At 32.6% G+C, this 19,877-nt stretch carries 20 protein-coding genes; 6 read left to right on the plus strand and 14 right to left on the minus strand.

Going from position 1 to position 19,877, the window contains the following annotated elements:
* Nucleotides 1–196 precede the first annotated feature (196 nt).
* Nucleotides 197–1,570, plus strand: coding sequence for an MFS transporter (locus BK054_RS11290; protein WP_058700030.1), 1,374 nt, complete (start codon nt 197–199; stop codon nt 1,568–1,570).
* A gap of 40 nt (nt 1,571–1,610) precedes the next feature.
* Here the strand turns inward: BK054_RS11290 and BK054_RS11295 are convergent, their stop codons facing one another.
* From BK054_RS11295 to BK054_RS11335, 9 genes are all read right to left on the minus strand, one after another.
* Nucleotides 1,611–2,075, minus strand: a complete 465-nt coding sequence (locus BK054_RS11295; protein WP_006263182.1) for a GNAT family N-acetyltransferase — start codon at nt 2,073–2,075, stop codon at nt 1,611–1,613.
* 1 nt (nt 2,076) lies between these two features.
* The gene (locus BK054_RS11300; RefSeq protein WP_058699478.1) at nt 2,077–4,674 is read right to left on the minus strand and encodes an SEL1-like repeat protein; all 2,598 of its coding nucleotides are present in this window, start codon (nt 4,672–4,674) and stop codon (nt 2,077–2,079) included.
* Nucleotides 4,675–4,786: 112 nt separating this feature from the next.
* Nucleotides 4,787–5,581, minus strand: coding sequence for a TrmH family RNA methyltransferase (locus BK054_RS11305; RefSeq protein WP_006265005.1), 795 nt, complete (start codon nt 5,579–5,581; stop codon nt 4,787–4,789).
* Between the two features lie 4 nt (nt 5,582–5,585).
* Nucleotides 5,586–6,920, minus strand: coding sequence for a DUF58 domain-containing protein (locus tag BK054_RS11310; protein ID WP_058699479.1), 1,335 nt, complete (start codon nt 6,918–6,920; stop codon nt 5,586–5,588).
* Between the two features lie 14 nt (nt 6,921–6,934).
* Entirely contained in the window at nt 6,935–7,933 is a 999-nt protein-coding gene (locus tag BK054_RS11315; RefSeq protein ID WP_006259431.1) for an AAA family ATPase, read from the minus strand.
* Nucleotides 7,934–7,942: 9 nt separating this feature from the next.
* Nucleotides 7,943–9,148, minus strand: coding sequence for a hypothetical protein (locus BK054_RS11320; protein WP_071307256.1), 1,206 nt, complete (start codon nt 9,146–9,148; stop codon nt 7,943–7,945).
* A 1-nt stretch (nt 9,149) separates the two neighbouring features.
* Entirely contained in the window at nt 9,150–9,977 is an 828-nt protein-coding gene (locus BK054_RS11325) for a DUF4129 domain-containing protein (RefSeq protein WP_071307257.1), read from the minus strand.
* A complete protein-coding gene (locus BK054_RS11330; RefSeq protein ID WP_071307258.1) occupies nt 9,977–10,897 on the minus strand; it encodes a hypothetical protein in 921 nt (306 codons plus the stop codon). Before BK054_RS11330 ends, BK054_RS11325 begins: the two co-directional genes overlap by 1 nt.
* Nucleotides 10,898–10,900: 3 nt before the next feature.
* Nucleotides 10,901–11,866: a stage II sporulation protein M gene (locus tag BK054_RS11335; protein WP_039329125.1), complete on the minus strand. Its 966-nt coding sequence runs from the start codon at nt 11,864–11,866 to the stop codon at nt 10,901–10,903.
* A gap of 17 nt (nt 11,867–11,883) precedes the next feature.
* On the opposite strand from BK054_RS11335, the gene BK054_RS11340 reads away from it, so the two are divergent.
* The gene (locus BK054_RS11340; protein WP_071307259.1) at nt 11,884–12,621 is read left to right on the plus strand and encodes an RDD family protein; all 738 of its coding nucleotides are present in this window, start codon (nt 11,884–11,886) and stop codon (nt 12,619–12,621) included.
* A 22-nt stretch (nt 12,622–12,643) separates the two neighbouring features.
* Nucleotides 12,644–13,252, plus strand: coding sequence for a trimeric intracellular cation channel family protein (locus BK054_RS11345; RefSeq protein WP_006259425.1), 609 nt, complete (start codon nt 12,644–12,646; stop codon nt 13,250–13,252).
* 497 nt (nt 13,253–13,749) lie between these two features.
* On the opposite strand, the gene BK054_RS11350 is transcribed toward BK054_RS11345, so the two are convergent.
* The 5 genes from BK054_RS11350 to BK054_RS11370 all read right to left on the minus strand — a co-directional run bounded on the left by BK054_RS11350 (nt 13,750) and on the right by BK054_RS11370 (nt 18,091).
* Entirely contained in the window at nt 13,750–15,438 is a 1,689-nt protein-coding gene (locus BK054_RS11350) for a hypothetical protein (protein WP_039329127.1), read from the minus strand.
* A gap of 253 nt (nt 15,439–15,691) precedes the next feature.
* A complete protein-coding gene (locus tag BK054_RS11355) occupies nt 15,692–16,216 on the minus strand; it encodes a mechanosensitive ion channel domain-containing protein (protein WP_006263195.1) in 525 nt (174 codons plus the stop codon).
* A gap of 2 nt (nt 16,217–16,218) precedes the next feature.
* Nucleotides 16,219–16,806, minus strand: a complete 588-nt coding sequence (locus BK054_RS11360) for a Maf family nucleotide pyrophosphatase (RefSeq protein ID WP_006263196.1) — start codon at nt 16,804–16,806, stop codon at nt 16,219–16,221.
* An 8-nt stretch (nt 16,807–16,814) separates the two neighbouring features.
* Nucleotides 16,815–17,342 carry a KdsC family phosphatase gene (locus tag BK054_RS11365; protein WP_006263197.1) on the minus strand — a complete coding sequence of 176 codons (528 nt, stop codon included), beginning with the start codon at nt 17,340–17,342 and terminating at the stop codon, nt 16,815–16,817.
* Entirely contained in the window at nt 17,342–18,091 is a 750-nt protein-coding gene (locus tag BK054_RS11370; RefSeq protein ID WP_006263198.1) for a Rossmann-like and DUF2520 domain-containing protein, read from the minus strand. The genes BK054_RS11365 and BK054_RS11370 overlap by 1 nt, the downstream gene beginning before the upstream one ends.
* 58 nt (nt 18,092–18,149) lie before the next feature.
* Between BK054_RS11370 and BK054_RS11375 the strand changes: the two genes are divergently transcribed.
* The 3 genes from BK054_RS11375 to BK054_RS11385 all read left to right on the plus strand — a co-directional run bounded on the left by BK054_RS11375 (nt 18,150) and on the right by BK054_RS11385 (nt 19,875).
* Nucleotides 18,150–18,539 (plus strand): group III truncated hemoglobin, encoded by a 390-nt coding sequence (locus BK054_RS11375; protein ID WP_006259418.1) that lies wholly within the window; start codon nt 18,150–18,152, stop codon nt 18,537–18,539.
* Between the two features lie 146 nt (nt 18,540–18,685).
* Nucleotides 18,686–19,306: an alpha-ketoglutarate-dependent dioxygenase AlkB family protein gene (locus BK054_RS11380; protein WP_006263199.1), complete on the plus strand. Its 621-nt coding sequence runs from the start codon at nt 18,686–18,688 to the stop codon at nt 19,304–19,306.
* Nucleotides 19,306–19,875 (plus strand): Crp/Fnr family transcriptional regulator, encoded by a 570-nt coding sequence (locus tag BK054_RS11385; protein ID WP_006263200.1) that lies wholly within the window; start codon nt 19,306–19,308, stop codon nt 19,873–19,875. The genes BK054_RS11380 and BK054_RS11385 overlap by 1 nt, the downstream gene beginning before the upstream one ends.
* Nucleotides 19,876–19,877: the final 2 nt, after the last annotated feature.

Genomic DNA, 19,877 nt, shown 5'->3' on the forward strand with positions numbered 1-19,877 from the left:
TCTGCAAAAATAAGTTTTTATATTGGTTTTAAATAAGTTGTTAGTGAAATGATTTGTAGTTAGTTATGATACTTCTTCTCACGTTGTTTTATGACCTTATAGCGTTGTCTAGTAAGTATAATTCTTTAGGAATTTTGTAAGATAATAATAGCTTAGTTGAGGTAAAGCTTAAAACTAAGCTTTTAAAATGTGTTTTATGATTTTTAAAGACAAATGGTTTATACTATTTATTTTATTAGTAGCAACGATACTCTCTCCTTTAGATTTTTATATTGTTAATTTAGCATTGCCTTCTATACAACACTCACTTCGATCGAGTAGTAGTGAACTGCAGATGATAGTTTCTTTCTATACTAGTGCTTATGCTGTGTTTCAGATATCAGGAGGAAGATTTGGAGATATCTATGGAAGGAGAAAGATATTTATAATTGGATTAATAGGTTTTATTAGTTCATCTGTACTCTGTGGTCTCTCTCAATCTCCTGTGATGATGATTATAGGTAGAGTATTACAAGGGGTATCAGGAGCAGTTATGATACCACAGGTTTTGGCTATTCTGCATACGCTTTTTGATGAAAGAGAAAAGCGTTTAGTAATGGCTTTGTATAGTTTTACTTTTGGGATAGCCGCCGCATTAGGACAATATCTTGGGGCAGTATTGATAGAGTGGAATGTGTTTAACTTAGGATGGCGTGTGATATTCTTAGTTAATCTGCCTGTGGGGCTATTTGCGTTGGTCATGGCAATTATAGCCTTGCCTAAACAAGAGTTTAAGTCAATAGAGAAAGTCGATTATGGAGGGACTGCTTTGTTAAGTTTAGGATTAATGAGCTTTATCTATCCTTTGACTACTATAGTGGAGAGGGGAATAGATATACAGACTATAGTATTCTTAGTTGCTTCAGTAGTATTTTTGTATTTGTTTGTCAAGGTTCAGTATAAGCGTAAACAAGAAGAAAAGAGCATTTTAGTAGACTTTACTATCTTTAAGTTTAAGAATTTAAAACTAGGAGTAATTACAAGCTTTCTATACTATGCAAGTGGAGTGTTTTATTTAGTATTAGGTATTTATTTACAAGAAGAATTACACTGGACAAGTATGGAGGCAGGTAAGGCTATTATTCCTTTTGGTATTGGATTTATTATTATGTCGTTGAGCTCTTCTTTAATAAGTAAGTACTTTAAGCAGACTATACTTTCTTTAGGATTAGTTGTGTATGGAATAGGTTTCTTATTATTACTATATACTTTGTATAGTTTTGAGCCCTTTTTGTTTAAGGTTGATTTATTTGTAATTGGATGTGGAATGGGATTGACATTAGCATCTGTAGTTCGATTAAGCTTAAGTAATATACCTGTTCAGTTCGCAGGATTAGCTTCAGGAGTTGTCAATTGTGGTTTGCAGATAGGTTCAGCATTTGGAGTAGCTGCTATTGGAAGTGTGTTTTTTGGCATTGCTCAAACTATAGATTATACTTTAGCGTTTGCAGTAGTGCTGGCTTTAATTTGTGTATTATTACTAATAGCTTTGTTTTTGAGTTTTGGCATTGTCAAAGCTCTAAAAGAGTAATAAGAAACGCCCTTGCAAATCATTGCAAGGGCGTTTCTTATTATATCTTATACCTCATTACAGTATGAACAGGCTCGAAATGTTCTTTGAGATATAACTCATAAGCACGTTTGTTTTGTTCTACTACAAGAAGCTCTATGTAGTCTACTTGTTTATCTTTTGCCCATAGTTTAACAGCATCAATTAATTGCTTCCCAATTCCTGAGCTACGATACTCAGGCTCTACATAGATATCAGCAAAGTTGAGGTATCTATGTTGCACAAAGCATTCATAAGGTAAAGTATGCTCTATAAACAAAGCAACCATACCAATCAGTTGCCCATTATCTACAGCGACTAAGAAGTCCCATTCATCCGATTGTATGGTTTCTTCTAAGAATTCAATAGCAGGTAGATCAGCTTTAAAGTAATCAGGTTGATATTCTTGCATTACTACAAACTGCTTTTGATAAAGCAATTGTAATTGAGGTATATCTTCTAATCTAGCAGGACGTATTTGTATCATATTATTTAAACCATTTACTTAAAAAGTTTTTCAATGTGTTTTTGCTTTTAAGATCTAAAGGAACATCTAAATCGTGTTCTTTAGCTATATCTAAGTAATAAGCCAACTTTTCACTGTTTTTAAACTTCTCATCATAGGCATAAATATACAACAAATCAGTAGTAGCATATACATAACCTTTTTCCACAGCTTGTTCAAAGTATTCAATGGCTTTAGCCGTATCTTGTTTAACTTCATAACCAAGGTTATAGAATTTACCCATTAAGAAAGAACCTAAATGATCTTCTTCTTTAAGGTCTTTTTTAATATACTTCAACGCTTTTTTATACTCACCAAGAAGGTAATAACAATCAGCAATATAATTAGTCACATAGAAGCCCCATGTTTTGTCTAAAGGAAGAAAGTACTTTAGTGCTTCTTTAAAATCTCTTTCAACTCCCTCTGCGCCTTCATAGTAAATATAAGCTAAGTTTAACTTAGCTTGACTATTTCCTCTTTCAGCTCCTAATTTATAATATTTTATAGCTTGTTTACTGTCATAAGCTACTCCTAAGGCTTCAAAATACATATAACCAATGTTTGTAGCAGAATAATGATTACCCAACTCAGAAGCCTTTAAAAATAACTTTAATGCTTTAGGATAATCAAGATGTTCTTCTTCAGTTAAATATTTGTACCCTAAGTCTTGCAAGAGATCATCATTGTTTAATTCTTCTGCAAAGCTCAGTAATTGTTCATACAACTCTGTAAAGTCATTTTCTAAGTAATAATCTTTAATCTTAGTAATATAAAAAGGTTCTAAATTTTTATAATCCCTTAGTGTAAATTGTTTTGACTGTACTGTAAAAGAAGGTTTAAACAAACCTACTTCACCTTCCTGATTGTAATGCATTCGAGTAGCTAATGCTATTAATTGGGTATTAGATAATAGTTGCAAACTATTGTCATGCCAAGTATATACACCATTGTTTTTGTAAATAATAACAGGGTAGGTACTTTTGTTTAGAGGGTGTATTGTTATATAACTACATCCTTCTACTAATGGTATTTCTTCTTCTGTTCTTATTAATGACCATTGATTGTTTTTTAATGCATACAAATCATCTGCCACATTTTTTAAGTCTGTACAAACTTGTAATGGAGTAGTCCATACCCGTCTGTTACAATCATAAATACCTTTTTTCTTGCCAGAACTTACATATACTTCACCTATTCTAAGATTGATATCCATTAAGATATACTTTTCTATACGACCTTTTATAGGTGCGAATAAGTTTTGTTGTAACTCAATATCATAGATAGACATTCCAGCATCAGTGATTACTTTAATACATTTCTCCGATAACCCTTCTGCTGTTTTTACATTATCTAAGACAAGTTCTCCCTGTGCATTAATAATTTTCTTGAGTTTTGTGCCATTTGTTGAAGGAACTAATAAGCAATTACCTGTACCAATATCTGTGATATCACTAAAATCAAAGTTACCTATAAAACTATACTCGTTAGAATACATGATGTTTTTATTCTTCTGTTTTCCACAGAAATATTGATAATAGTATTCGAATGGAGCAGTAGAGGTAAACGGTATACACTCTTTTCCCTTATAATTAAATACAGCGTATAAATCACCTTGTAGAACATTGTAATAATCGTCTTTTAGTAGCTCTATTTCATCGTAGATAAAGTCTGTGATATAAGATTGAGATGTAAGATTATATAGTGCATATTTCTCTTCTTTCTTTAAAGAACAAGTTATTATGGTGTCATAGTTTTCAGGATCATCAGTATTACTCTGTACATAAGTGATACCCGTATCACTCACATAGTCCCAAACAGGCTCTAAGACAATCTTTCCTGTTTTATCTATTAATCCACATTTATCATTTAAAATAATATAAGCTAATCCACTTTCTTCAAACTCCCCAATTCCATCATAAATAGCAGGTAGAATAATCTCTCCATCAAGTTTTTTTATTCCCCAACGCTCGTTCTCTTCAAAGTGTAAAAAGTCATAGTTTGGTTGAAAAGCAACTTCTAACCAATCCCATCCATAGTTAGCATTATCATTATTAAGATACTCTTGGAATGTACTAAAAGGAAAGAAGTAACTTGCAATATCAGAGTTGTTGAATTGCTCTACGCTAGCATTACTGTCTAATAGCTCTTTAAACTCAGCAGCTAATCGCTCTATAGTAGCTAAATATTCTTTAGCTAGAGCTTTATGGCTACCTTCACTCATATTATAGACATCAGAACCATCAAGTACAAAGCTATCTCCCTCTAAATTATTGAAGTAATATAGTTGCTTTTGATAAGACTCAAAATAACTAGGTTGATGTTCTTTAGGAACGAGTATATCTATATTCGATTGTATCCACTGATGAAACTGTTTAAATAAAGGCATGGCTTCTTTCATTCTGAAGTATAGAAGGTAAGAAGGTTTTAGACTGTAATCTTTTAACTCTTTAGATTGTACGGGAATGCAGAATAGGGGAAAGAAGAATAAAGGTATTTCATATTTCCACTCTCCTACAAAATGATATTCTACTTCTCCTTGTGATGTTAAGTCTATATTAGTTACGATATGTCTGTGTCCCATGTTACTTTATTTTTGCATTCAAAAATAGAATAAAAGTTACAAATATTTATAGCTGTTTATAGCTAATTGGAAGTATAAAAAAAGCACCTTGGATAAGGTGCTGTATATCTTGTTATTTAAAATCTCGTTGGCGTTTTGCTTCGAACAGTAAGATAGAAGCAGCTACAGATACATTCATGGAGTCTATCACCCCACTCATAGGTATGATAATATTCTTCGTACTAGCATCTCTCCATTCTTGAGTAAGTCCAGTAGCTTCTGTACCTACTACGAATGCAGTAGCTTCTTTATAATCTCTTGTATGATAAGAAGTCGAATCTTGTAATGTAGCACAGTAGATATTGATACTGTGTTTTTTTAGAAAGGCAATAGCATCCGTAGTAGAAGCCATGGCTATCTGATTTGTAAAAACACATCCTACACTAGAGCGAACTACATTAGGATTATAGATATCACTTTTAGGGTTAGCGATGATGACAGCATCTATATTAGCCGCATCAGCAGTTCTAAGTATAGCACCTATGTTTCCGGGTTTCTCTGTAGCCTCAGCTACTAAGATTATAGGGTTCTCAGAAAGCTTTAGATCCTCTAGGTCTAATGATTTTGTATGTGCGATAGCTATTACCCCTTCAGTTGTATCTCTATAAGCTAGTTTCTGATATACATCTTTAGATATTTCTATTAGCTCTGTTTCTCTTGAAATAAAAGATCGTAGAGAGGTCTCAGACACAAGGTCAGGATAGAATAAAAGAGTCTTTAATGAATATCCTCCTTTAGTTGCTAATTCTATTTCTCGAAGCCCTTCAATAACAAATGTACCTGATTGTTTCCTATTTCTAGATTTTTCTTGAAGTTGAACAATGCTTTTAATCAAGGTGTTTTGTGAGCTTTCTATTTTTTTAATCATCATATTATAAGGTACCCTTAGCTTTGATTTGCAGGTATTTATTAATCGTGTTTATGGATAATTCTTCAGGAGCAGTTAGTATAGATTGAATACCATATTTGGTTAATTCATTTACTATTAAACGCTTTTCAAAGTTAAATTTTTCTGCAATTACTTTGTCAAAAATATCATCTGTGTTTTTAGCCTTTTTTTCAGTCAGTTTAGTTAACTCTGTATTCTCAAAGAAAACGACTAATAGAACGTGATTTTTTGCAATAGCTCTTAGGTAAGGCAACTGTCTTTTTAAGCTAGACAAGGATTCAAAATTAGTGTAAAGAATAATCAAACTACGATGTGTAATCTTATGTCTAATATGCGCATATAGTTTTCCGAAGTCACTTTCTACAAAGTTAGTATTGACTCTGTATAATTGTTCCATGACTTTTTGCAATTGACTTATTTTACTTTCAGCAGGAAGTTGGTTTGTGATATTCTCTGAGAAAGTCATTAATCCTACTTTGTCATTTTTCTTAAGAATAACATTAGATAAGGCTAGGGTTGAGTTAATCGCATAATCTAGTAAAGACAAACCATTAAAAGGCATCTGCATCACACGCCCTCTATCGATAATATTATAAACAGACTCTGTATTCTCATCCTGAAATTGGTTGACCATTAATTGACTAGATTTAGCCGTTGCTTTCCAGTTAATATTGCGTATATCATCTCCTAATACATATTCCTTTATTTGTTCAAACTCAGTAGTAGTACCTATCTTTCTGATTTTCTTCATCCCAAAAGCATACTTGTTTTTAGAAAAAGCAATCAAATCATATTTCTTCATCTGAATGAAAGAAGGGTAGGTAGCTAAGGTAACGTCATCACAAAAAACAAATCTTCTAGATACTAATTTAAGAGGACTAGATATATATACGTTTAACTTTCCGAAGACATACTCTCCTCTAGTCGTAGGTCTTAAGGTATAGCTAAGTGTTTTTTGTTCCTTAGGAGCCAAGGTTTTAGTGATTTCAAAATCTCTTTTCTGAAATTGAAAAGGAATCTCATCTATAATATCGCATTGTACTGCGATATTATATTTATTCTCTATGGAGATATAGATGGTATTATCATCACCATTAGATAGCTTTTCGGGTAAGATACGCACAGCATCTACTTTATTCTTCTTGTTGAACAACAGGGTGATATCTACCAATATGATAGCAAAAAATAATACAAATAACCCCCAAACAACTTTATACAGTATTGGAAATATAAAGGCAAGTACAAATAGAGCTATAATAGCCCCTAAGACCATATACACTCGTTTTTGTAAATAAAGTTGCTTGAATAATTTAAACATAAGTATTGTTTTTATTATCTAGGAATATCTATTGATTCGATGATTTGATTAATAATATCATTGGCTGTCACTCCCTCCATCTCTCTTTCAGGAGATACTATTATACGGTGCTTTAGTACTGGTATAGCAGCTTCTTTAATATCCTCAGGTGTTACAAAGTCTCTGTTGTTAATAGCAGCGAATCCTTTTGCGGCATTCAGGATGGCAATAGAGGCACGAGGAGAAGCTCCTAGATATAACAATGGATTAATACGAGTATCAGCAACAATCTTAGCAATGTATTCGATGATCTTTTCTTCAACGATAATCTCTTTGATTAGCTTTTGGAAAGAAATGATTTCATTAGGAGTAACTACTTTATTGATCATCGTAGTTTTCTTTTTATCTAATAATTCATGTTCTCTCTGAACGATGGCGATTTCTTCTTCTAATGAAGGATAGTCTATATTAATCTTAAATAAGAAACGGTCTAATTGCGCTTCAGGTAATCTATAAGTACCTTCTTGTTCAATAGGGTTTTGAGTAGCGATTACTATAAATGGTTCATTCATTTTATAAGAATGTCCATCTATTGTGATTTGGCGTTCTTCCATTACTTCAAACAGCGCAGCCTGAGTTTTGGCAGGAGCACGGTTTATCTCATCGATTAAGATTAGATTAGAGAATATTGGACCTTTTTTAAATTCAAATTCACTTTTTTGCATATTGAAAATTGAGGTACCTAATATATCAGAAGGCATTAAATCAGGCGTGAACTGAATACGGCTAAAGCCCATATCGATAGTTTGAGCTAATAATTTAGCAGAAAGTGTTTTGGCTACTCCAGGTACACCTTCTAATAGAATATGCCCATTAGCCAATAGAGATACAATGATTTGATCTATCGTTTTATCTTGACCAACGATTACTTTCTGTATCTCACTTTTGATTCCTTTTACCTTCTCTTGTAACAAACTCAAATCTAGTCTAGATTCGAAATGTAAGTTTTCTTCTGGGGTTACTGTATTTTCCATAGTATATCTTTAATCAATGATTTTCTCAATTATTTTGTTTAATTCGATTAGCATTTCTTCTGATGCATGGTGTGGGGCAGCTTTAAACTGCTCTATAAACCTGACAAATTTGACGATATCTTCTTTGTCTTTCTTGGTTTTGGTATGCAGGTTATTGATAAATACTTCATCTAGTTTAGTGGTGTCTAGCCAATGTACACGTCTTATTTTTTCTAAGGTGTATATAATGTGCTTATTGATCAAGTCTTCATAGTCTTTATTTTGAATATAAAGATTAGACACTGTTTTGGTAAATTCAACAGTGGTGTTAGACAGCGGTGTGATAATCGGTATTACTCTCTGCTTCCTTTTTGCAGTGAAAATGATAAACACAAACAAGGTTCCAAGGAAGAAATACCATGCCCATGTCAAGGCTGGATGTTTAAACACAAATCTAAGAATAGAAGTAGAGTGGTACTCATTATCTCCTGGTAATCTAGATACAGTGAAGTAGGTGTTCTGTTGAGGTAAGTAAGATAATACACCCTGTACATAAAGGTGATTATTACTTTCTAACAAATTATAGTTTGTAAATGCAATAGGTTGAAGCCCTAATATGAGTTGACCTGATCCCTCTTTATAACGAATGAGGTTAGGATATTTGACTCCTTTATACTTTAAGTATCCTAGCACCTCTACCTTGGTACGTAGAGAATCTGGAATATCGAAGTAGTTCGTATTTAAGTCTTTTAGCTGAAACGAATAGGTAGAAATATTCGGATTAGCCAATGTCACTGACACCTTATCCTGATCTAATAATTCTTCTCTTAACGTATATTGTAGATAGTCTGTCTCTATCCCCTCTATTAACCCATCTATATTATCTTGAAAGATAACAGCAGTGTTTCCCTTTGCGATATAGTGATGTAGATTTACTCTAGCGAAAGAGTCTATATACCCATAGTTCTTTAAAGAGAACAGTGTGTTAGTGTGTATACTATCATACTTTTTATCTTTAAAGAAGTCATAGACATTTCCAGTGATTCTGATTACACTATCATTAGGAAACACTTTGTCTATTTCCTGATCTAGTATATATGTCCCAAAGGGAATTTTATGTGTATTATCTAAAGTTTCGCGCCAATCTATCGGATCTACTTTATTAGACTCTATAAAATAAACAAAGCCCATAATCACGATAAAAAGGAACAACATTATTTTTGTTGATTTACTCATTTTAGCTTTGTTTTAGTATAGTGTCAAATGACTGTTTTGCACGGTTAAACTCAGATTCTTCTATTTCAAATTCTCCATACCATATATTGTTATATAGATAAGAAAGATACTTAAAATTCTCTTTTAGTTTACTATCTTTTATTTCGTTTTGATAGTCAGAGTTCGTTTTTTCGATATGCCATTCGATCTCCTCTTTTTCTTGTAATCTCTGTAGTAGCCATAGGTAATAGTAACGAATACTTAGACGGTATTGTTGCTCCGCAATGGTCTTGTTTAATAGAGAAGGGAAGTCCACTACTTTAAGGTTTAACTCAATTTCATCGACCTGTATCTCCATCTTTTTAGCGCTCTTCTTGAATAGCCAATAGGCATCTTTCTGAATAACAGCTCTTATGATATAATAAATTAAAAGAAAGATAACTAGTATCCCTGCTATTCTATAAAAAACTTGCAAACGGCTACTTGTTTCATAGTCAATATCAAATTGTCTAAAGAAGTCAGTTAATTGCTGATTTAACCATCGCTTAAAGCGCTTCCAAATAGAGTCTTTGTTAAGTTCTTCTTTATAGTCAAAGTCAGGATCTTTCTTGTATTTCTTTTTATAATCTGTTTCAAATTTAGTAGGTACTATATCTGTACTCGTCTCTTCTAAGTATGGAAGTACATTGACAGGTTTAGCCTTGATAACTCCAGCTTCATGAGCAGTCGCAGAGATGTCTTCTTCATCTTGTGAAGATTCTACATCAGATACAATAGTATCCTGCTCTACCTGCCCAAAATGAGGCGTAGCAAATGATAAAAATAATAGTATAAATAAGAATCTCTTCATTAGTTTTTTCCAATCATATCAATGTCTGCATGAGACTGTGTATTTTCTTTTTGCTCTCTGATGCTGTAGTAAACTAATCCTTGATTAATCAACATTATATTATTCATCACGAAAGATACTAGTGTACTTAAGATAATTATACCGATGAGCATTAGTTTAAAACCTTGTGTCTCTTCTAGATCATAAGAACTTTTTTCACTGAATATTGTTCCTCCATAGAACATGATTTGAGTGATAATGTTTAGCGTCATTGTAACGATTTGTATTATTAGATAAACTAAGAAAGTGTTCCCTATGATAATCCAGAATTTACTTTTCAGCATATAGTAAGCTGTTTGATAAGACTCATAGATTCCACTTCTATTGGTCACATATTCATAATAAGCCAAGTTTATCCATGAAGCAACAGCAGGCATCATAATCAGTAAAAGGGGAATCCCTATTAATAAAAAGATTAAAACAGCCGCGATAGAGAAAGCAATTATAATTAAGGGAAATATAGTAAAAAAAGAAGCAAGTGCGAAACCAAGTAATCTCCAAATATCCTTTTTTAGAGGATTAATCACATGCTTTATATCTTGGTAATCCTTAGGGTGTTCTACCATCGCTTTTAGATAGTATACAGGATATGACATAGCGATAATACTTATAAGAATAGTAACAACCGCCGCTACTAAGATAATTAAGAAGAATAGCCCTGCGTTATTGTCTATAAATGCATCTATTGCTGAATTTTTTGCACTACTAGATGCTGCAAATACCATATCAAATAAAAAGTAAGTACATACAAATAAGACTAGTAATAATATACCACATAGGGTAAAGTAATTTTTGAAGAATGGTTTTCCTTCTATTTTAAAGAATGAAATCGTATCATTCATTAAGTCACTAAAATCTCTTTTTTTAAAAACAACAAACATAGATTATAATTTAATAAGTTTTGAATACACTCTTCTCGGATAGATGAAGAAGTAATAAATAATGATAGAGAATGTACCTAGTATAATAATATAGTTTAGTACATCAGGCATCTCTTTAGCATAGCGTGTTATAAAGCCCTCTATAAAAGCAGCTGTGATAACGAATGGTACCATCGCTAAGAATATTTTAAATCCATTCTTAAACCCTCGAATAAAGGAGTTTTTTCTCGAGAAGGTCTTAGGAAATAGAAGACTTCCCCCAAATACAAAGCCTGCAAATGCCTCAATGATAATCCCTGTAATCTCTATAGCACCGTGTAACCATATTCCTCTAAAGCTATCCATAAAAGCATTTTCTTTGATAAACATATATTGGAATGCCCCTACCATAATACCGTTATAGAGTAGATAGAATAGTGTACCTAATCCAGCGAAGATTCCGTATATAAAAAATTGTAGAGACACATATAGATTGTTAAACGCTATACCTATAAAGCTTCCCCAGTTACTACCAGACTTATAGATACCCATCGCGTCATCATTCTGTATATTATCTAATGTTAGATTAACATAATGATCTCCTAATATTAAACGAATAAACTCTAAATCATAATGAGCAGAAACAAAACCGATACCTACAATAATCAGAAAGGTTAGTACAGAAAAGTAAAGATAATTTCGATTTTCATGCACAACTAGAGGAACTTCTGTCTTAAAGAAATAAATAAGTCTATTTTCTTCAATACGTTTTGTTTTGTAAATTTTTTGATAAGTTTGCGCTGCTAAAATATTGAGATATTGTGTAACTTTACTCTTGGGATAATAAGTTTGCGCATAGGATAAATCATTCATTAACTGAATGTACATATCGGCCAAGTAATCAGGTTTATGAATTGAGTTAGAATATATTGTATGTTCATATTCAATCCATTTTTCTTTATTATATTTGATAAAAGCGACTTCTCTCATTTAAAAGCAGATAATTTATGGCTAATTTAACAATAAATACAACACAAAATATCAAAATAGAATTTAAAACTGCATCTATTGGTGAAAGAATGATTGCTTCTATTTTAGATCTTATTTTTAAGGGATTGTATTTGATTCTGATTTTTTATATTGTAAGTCAACTAAGAATAGTTAATGCTTTTATAGATGAGTGGTCTAAAATCGCGGTTATGATTCTCATCGCTTCTCCTGCTTTGTTTTATACTCTATTTTTTGAGACGATTATGCAGGGAGCCACTCCAGGTAAGAAGGTTATGAGGATTAAGGTGATTAAGATAGACGGGTACGAAGCTTCTGTAGTAGACTATGCTAGCCGTTGGGTAATGAGATTAGTAGATTTTTGGATAGGTTCAGCAGCAGTTGGTTTGATTACAATTATATGTACAGATAAGAGTCAGCGATTAGGTGATATTTTAGCAGGTACAGCAGTGATATCTGTCAAAGAAAGATTACTTTTGTCATCCACTATTTTTCAGGAAGTAGAGGAGGAGTACACCCCATTATTTGCGCAGGTGTTAAGTTTGACAGATAAAGATGTTTATATTATAAAAGAAGCTTTAACTACTTTTAAAGCAAATAGAGATCACGAGTTATTACAGAAACTAGTCGTGAAACTTAAGAGCGTACTAGGTATAGGTGAGCTGAAGACACTCTCTGATCAGGAGTTTATAGAAACCGTATTAAAAGACTACAATTATTTAACAGCTAAGGTTTAGCGCATTATTTTTATACTATTTAATGTTTAATTTTTTCGATATTTTAGATTTGCTCGGAACATTAGCTTTTGCAATTTCGGGAGCATTAGCAGGGCGTGAAAGAAGGTTAGATCTGTTTGGGATGACTATTTTAGCATTCGCGACAGCTATTGGAGGAGGGACTATCAGAGATATGATGATCGGATGGACACCTGTGATGTGGCTTACTAATCTTAGTTATTTTTATGTAACCTTATTAGGGGTAGCTATGGCTATTGTGTTCTATAAGAAGTTTAACTTCTTGCGTTATTCTCTTTTCCTATTTGATACCATAGGTATCGCTGTGTTCACACTAATCGGTATAGAGAAAGGGATGACAGTAGGCTTACACCCGATTATCTGTGTTACCTTAGGTACGATTACTGCTTGTTTTGGAGGGGTTATTCGCGATATTTTAGCGAATAAGATTCCACTTATTTTTAAACAAGAGATCTATGCCACAGCATGTATCCTTGGAGGTTTAGTTTATTATTTACTAAACTATTTTGAGCTGAGTAAGGATATCTTATACGTAGGTACAGCAGGTATTATTATTCTGATTAGAGTATTAGCTGTGAAGTATAAGTGGAGTTTGCCATTTGCGAATGTGTAAGCTTGCTTTCTTAGAATAAATAACTAAAGAAAGAATATAAAGTGTATAGTACATATCATGATGTAGTATACACTTTTTTTTATTGAGTATATTAGCGATGAGTAAACAGGGATAAATGTACTAGACTAGAAGGCTTCATATTAGTAATAGTGTATTGTAGAACAATCTGTTAATTATGATATAGTCAATAGTGAATCAATATAATTTAGTTAAGTTCGGTAGTTCGAATTTTGTCTTACTCTGGGAGCATTCTTGTTCTTGTTTCCCTTGATTTGAGTCCGTAGTGAGTCCGTTATGAGTCCGTAGTGAGTCCGTTATGAGTCCGTAGTGAGTCCGTTAAATCAAGTAAAATAACGGACACAATATAGACTTATAGCATTATCATATAGTTTTTATACAAAACGAGACTAGAATATCATACGTACTTCAGTGCAATAGAGCGCTAATCCGAATCTTTGGATGATATGCGTTAGAAACTAAGTGTGGTTAATCTAATGCTAAGATAAAACATGAGATCTATTATGATTAGAAAATAGTTTACTAATTAGGTTAGCGATAGGTACTAATATAAGGATAGTAGCTAACCCAATAGTGTTATACCATAGATAATGAATAGGAGTAGTGATGTATAGGGTAATAATAGTGATTTGAGTTAGTAAAATGGTGTAAAACAAAGCTTTATTATTGTTTTTAAAGTACATGGTCACTAGTAAAATACCAAGTAGAGTTCCTGAAAACAGAGAAGAGTACGCCCATAGTATTTGGATAAGATTTAAAAATACGGGAATATTATATACTATAATCAGAGCAAGGATAATAATAATAAGCGTAATGATATCATGATATCTTTTGTTATCTGGATGAGGCAGAGCACTTGACTTGGTCTGAGATAACAGTTTTTTTGTTTTTTTTGATAGCCAATTTATTTCGTGAAATCCTATCGAAAGTAAACAGATAAAAAATAAAGCCATGATAACACCTGCTATCCCTGTGGGTACATGAAAGTTGATGAAGTGAAGAAGTATAAAGTCAGAATCATTCACTTCTACATTATGATTCGCCTTTTTAATTAATTTTTTTGCTTCTAGTTGAAGTTTATTTGCATTTTCTGTTAAGCTTAGTATTTGATCTTTTAGTATTTGATTACTATAGTTCTGATAGATTTGCCCACTATATAAGAAGCTAGCTTCTTTCTTTAAGTTCAATATTTTTTGATACTCTTGTTTGATTTGATCGTATTGTTCAGCATATTCAGATTGATAGACTGTGTGCACGTTATGAGGGTTATAATGTAAAGGTGCATCGTTAAACTGGTAAAATGTAAATAACACACACCCTGTCAATAGAATAAAGAAATGAAAAGGGACATTGAATAACCCATTGATAATCAATCCATCCTTAGTCTTATCAGAGTATTTACTCTGTCTATATATCTGTAGAATCTTTGTATCTATAGATAATAGGGCGACGAATAGTATAGTACCATTTACTAAACATTTAAGCAAGTCAAACTTATCTTTTAGAGCAAGATCGCTATCGATCACAGTAAGTTTATCAAAAGAGGCGGTGAAGCTTAATGTATCTTCTAGATACATACCTTCTGGTAGTTTGTATAATATGGTCAGAAAGATGATAGTCGTTATTATAATGGCGTATAATAACTGGTTTCGTCTAGGGAATAAATTGGTTTTGTTTTTAAAAAGAATGTTCAGAACGATAAAAATTGCACTTATGATTAAGAGTAAGATTTTGAAATCTATTTTTAATAAAATAGAGAGTATCATAGCCGTAGCATAGAATGTAATAGTAAGAACAAGTAATCTTAGGATTAGATAAATAATGCTGGTTAAGTAATAGACTCTTTTATTAGACTTCGCCTTGATGTATTCAAATGCGCTTTTAGTATTGTGTTTTTTGTATTTTGGGATAATTAAGAATATAACTATAAATACAGCTAAGGGAATACCTAGATACAGCTGTAGGAATGTCATTCCCTGTGAATAAGCTTGTCCTGGAAGAGAGATAAAAGTGTATATAAAAGATTGTACCGCTATAATCTTGAAACCATAGTGTAGTGTTGACTTTTCGTAAATAGAGTTGTTATCTGCTTTATTAAGTTTAAAGTGCTTAATGGTGATAACGATAAATAAAATTAGTATAAAAATACTCCAATCAATTGCATTCATTTCAACGAAATTAAGAAGGGATAAATAACAAATGATATTGTGGTACTGGCCTTTATATAGCTAGAATAGAATCTATGATCTTCTATAAAGAGTACAGTATAGATAAGTGTTTGTGTTCTGAAGTAGTTTTATTGATTAGTTTTAACTTTATAAAAAAAAGACTAGTAAAACCTATAAATAGGTTAACTAGCCTTTCTTCTACTACCATTTGACTATTTAAACCGAAATGGTAAATACAAAATTTGTGCCACTATTATATTGTAGGATTGTCTATATCCTCTTTTTTATTGACTATAACAATTCCCTTTTGTAATAATAAACTGTTAGGATAAGAGATCTTCTCGTTCTCTGTAGTGAGTAATATAGTACAGAATGCTTTGATATCAATGATTTTAGCTTCTATAGGGAAATCTTTGTCTTGTAATCTGATGGTATCTCCTATTCTAAATGGAAATGAGAAGAATAATAAGATTCCTGCTGTGATATTACTTAATAAAGACCACTGAGCGAACATCGCTACCCCTATTACTGTAAATACAGATGTAAGTGTAACCATAAAATTCTCTGGTTGAACTCCCCAAATCGTTAGTACGAGAATTAAAAAAATAACCGATAAAAGTGTATTAAATAATCTGATAATCAGTAGTACTCGGCTATCTTTACGCTGCTCTTTAGTAGAGAAAGATCGGATGATATATCCTATTAACTTTCTACAAGGAATATATAGAACTAATGTAATTACAGTTGCTATAATTTCTGTGTAATATTCTTTTAGCATATTTAGTTTTTAATGAATTTTAGTAATTCCTCTACAAGTTCTTTAGTAGGTAAGCCTACTATATTAGTATAAGAACCATCTATTTTATCTATGCCTACTAATCCTATCCATTCTTGTATACCATAAGCCCCAGCCTTGTCATAAGGTTTGTATTGGTCTATATAGAAATAAAGGGCTTCATCAGATAGATCAGAGAAACTCACTTTAGTAATACAGTGGAATACACTTACGCTCTCCTTGCTCTTTAAACATACAGAACTGATTACTTCATGCTCATGACCACATAAGCTCTTTAGCATGGTATAGGCTTCATCTCTATTTTCAGGTTTGCCTAGTGAAGTATGATTATTCCACACAGTAGTATCACTGGTAATGATGATTTCGTTATCGTGTAATATTTCTATAGCATCAGCCTTTGCTTTTGCAATATAGTCAGTGATTTGTTCTCTTACCAACTCTTCAGGATAAGACTCATCTATATCCGAAGCTCGGACTGTAAAAGAGAACCCTAAGTCCGTTAAATATTGTTTACGTCTAGGGGAGTTAGATCCTAGTACGATGTTATAATCCTTAAATAGCTTATTAAGCATAATATTTATTAGTCAAATTTAGCGTTAAAGTGTTGAAACCACTTTTGTTGTGTTTTCATGACTTGTTCGATCACATCTCTAACAGCCCCTCTGCCACCGTTAAGATGAGAGATATACTTAGAGATTCTTTTTATTTCTGGTGCAGCGTCCTGTGGAGCAGTAGGCAGTGCTACTTCTTGCATGATATGATAGTCTGGTATATCATCTCCCATGTATAATACGTTATCAGGATTGATATTATTAGCTGCTATATATTCTTTAAATACTTTTACTTTATCAGGTACCCCTAAGTAGATGTCTTTCACACCAAGGTTAGCAAACCTCGTACGCACACCTTCATTACTACCTCCTGAGATAATACATACATTATATCCATTTTCGATAGCAGCTTTCATCGCATATCCATCTCTAATGTACATATCTCTTAGTAAATTTCCTTCTTGTGTTACGTGAACAGTACCATCTGTTAATACACCATCTACATCAAATATGAACGTAGTGATGTCATTCATTATCTCTTTAAAATGTTTAGACATTAGTTATTTTGTATTGAATTAGTTATGAGTTGATATATTTCTTTTTTTATAGGGTCATTTAGCGCTTCTAGATGACGGTCTATAGTTCCTTGATCATTACGTGCAGCTGGTCCTGTCTGTGCTTCTCTAGGCGATAAGGTCTGTACCTTAGTCGCTGTCTCTAAGATAAGAGGCTTTAGAATGTCAAAGGGCACCATATTCTCTTTACAAATATCTTCACCTAGTTTAAAAAGATGATTGGTGAAGTTGTTTACAAATACTGCTGCTAGGTGTATAGACTGTCTCTGGTCAGTAGAGATTTTATATACTCTTTCAGAAAAAGATAAAGCTAACTTTTCTAAAAGTTCAAAATCTTGTTTGTTACTAGCTTCGATACAATAAGGGATAAGGCTGAAATCAACCTCCTTATCGATAGAGAAAGTCTGTAGCATATAGAAGACTCCTTTTCTACTTGTGGTAGCAATAGAGTTCATCGGCATTGTCCCAGAAGTATGAACCACAAAGGCATCTTTTAAAGGGATGGTAGAGGATACTTCTTCTATAGCATCATCACTAACAGCAATGATAAAAATATCTGCAGGTTTTAGCTCATTGATATCTGAAATAATTTGATTGTGAGAGACTAAGTCCTTAACTTTGTTAGGAGTTCGTGCATACACTTGTTGTAAACAAATATTGTCGTGTTCTAAAAAGTTTAGTATCAAGTGATGAGCAACTTTGCCAGAACCTAAAATGGATATTGTAATCATAGCAGTAAAGTTTAGCATTTATTTGTAAACAGATAGTGTGTAAAAATAATAATTTGTAATGAGAAAAGATATAGAAAACATAGAAGATATTAAGGTATTAGTAGATACCTTTTATGGAAGAGTACAGGAGAATGAGTTTATCGGCCCTATTTTTAATAGTAAACTAGAGGGGAGATGGCCTGAGCATTTAGAGAAAATGTACGCCTTCTGGCAAACTATTCTATTAGAAGAGTATACATATAGAGGAAAACCTTTTCCTCCTCATGCACAGCTACCTGTAGAAGGCGAGCATTTTGAAGAATGGAAGAGAATCTTTAATGGTACGGTGGATGAACTATATGAAGGAAAAATAGCTGATGAAGCGAAGTGGCGAGCAGAGCGTATGGCTGCGATGTTCTTAAGTAAAATAGAATACTTTAGAGAAGCAGGGATGAAGCCATTGGAGTAAAGAAGAATATAGTGTTATCATAAAACGGGGTTGCTTTGAATAGTAACTCCGTTTTTTTGTTAGTATCATATTGCTTTAATTTATCGCATTACTTTTTTTATTCTGTGTTAGATAATCTATAAACTTGTAGTATTAAATCAGTGCTTATGGATTTGTTTAGTGATTATAGTCAGGAGTTTACGAATATTCTTCCTTATGATGGAGAAGTAGATTACTATGGTATCGTATTTAATAAAGAGCAGTGTGACTATTATTACAATCAACTTTTGACTCATGTAGCTTGGCAATGTGATCAAGCTATCATCTTTGGGAAGAAAGTAACTACTAAGCGCAAAGTGGCTTGGTATGGCGATATTCCATTTAGTTATACTTATTCAAATATTACTAAGACTGCCTTGGTTTGGACGGAAGAGTTATTAGCATTAAAGAAAATAGTAGAAGAGAGGACAGGGGAGACTTATAATTCATGTCTTTTAAATTTATATCACACAGGAGAAGAGGGAATGGCGTGGCATAGCGATGGAGAGAAGGATTTAAAAAAACATGGAGCTATAGCTTCTCTGAGCTTTGGAGCAGTTCGTAAATTTGCTTTTAAACACAAAGAGAATGGTGTGAAAATAGATGTTATTTTGGATAATGGAAGCCTATTAGTAATGAAAGGGACTACTCAAGAAAATTGGCTACATAGATTACCTCCTACAAAAGTGGTTCATACTCCACGTATTAATCTTACCTTTAGAACCATCGAAATAAAAGAGTCTGTCTGATGAGAAAGGAGTCATTTAGTATACTGTCTAATGTGATAAAACAAGACTTGTGGAAGTCATTATCACTATTAGTACAAGAGCAGGTATTAGAAAATAAAGAAATGCTAATCTGCGAAGGAGAGGTAGCTGATAAGATAGTGTGGATAAAAAAGGGTGTTTTACGTTCTTATTTTCTATTAGAAAGTGGAGAAGAGCGTACATACTGTATCACCTTCGACGAAAGTATGATGACAGCGATGACTTCCTTTATATCAGGACAACCATCTAAAGAGAATATACAGTCTATAGGCAAAACAGAATTATATGTCCTCTATAAAGCAGATGTAGATAAACTATGTGTAGATAGTATAGTATGGACAAACTTCTTTAAACAGTTATTAGAAGAGCAGTTTATGGAATTAGAAGAAAAACTCTTCGATATCCAACGTCTAGATGCTAAAGATAGGTACCTGAAGTTACTTCAGAACTATCCTCACTATATTCAACAGATACCTGGTATATACTTAGCTTCATTTTTAAATATTACCCCAAGGCATTTGAGTAGAATACGCAAGGAAGTGAATTTATAGAC

The sequence above is a fragment of the Myroides sp. ZB35 genome (genome assembly GCF_001865835.1).
Lineage (GTDB): Bacteria > Bacteroidota > Bacteroidia > Flavobacteriales > Flavobacteriaceae > Flavobacterium > Flavobacterium odoratimimum.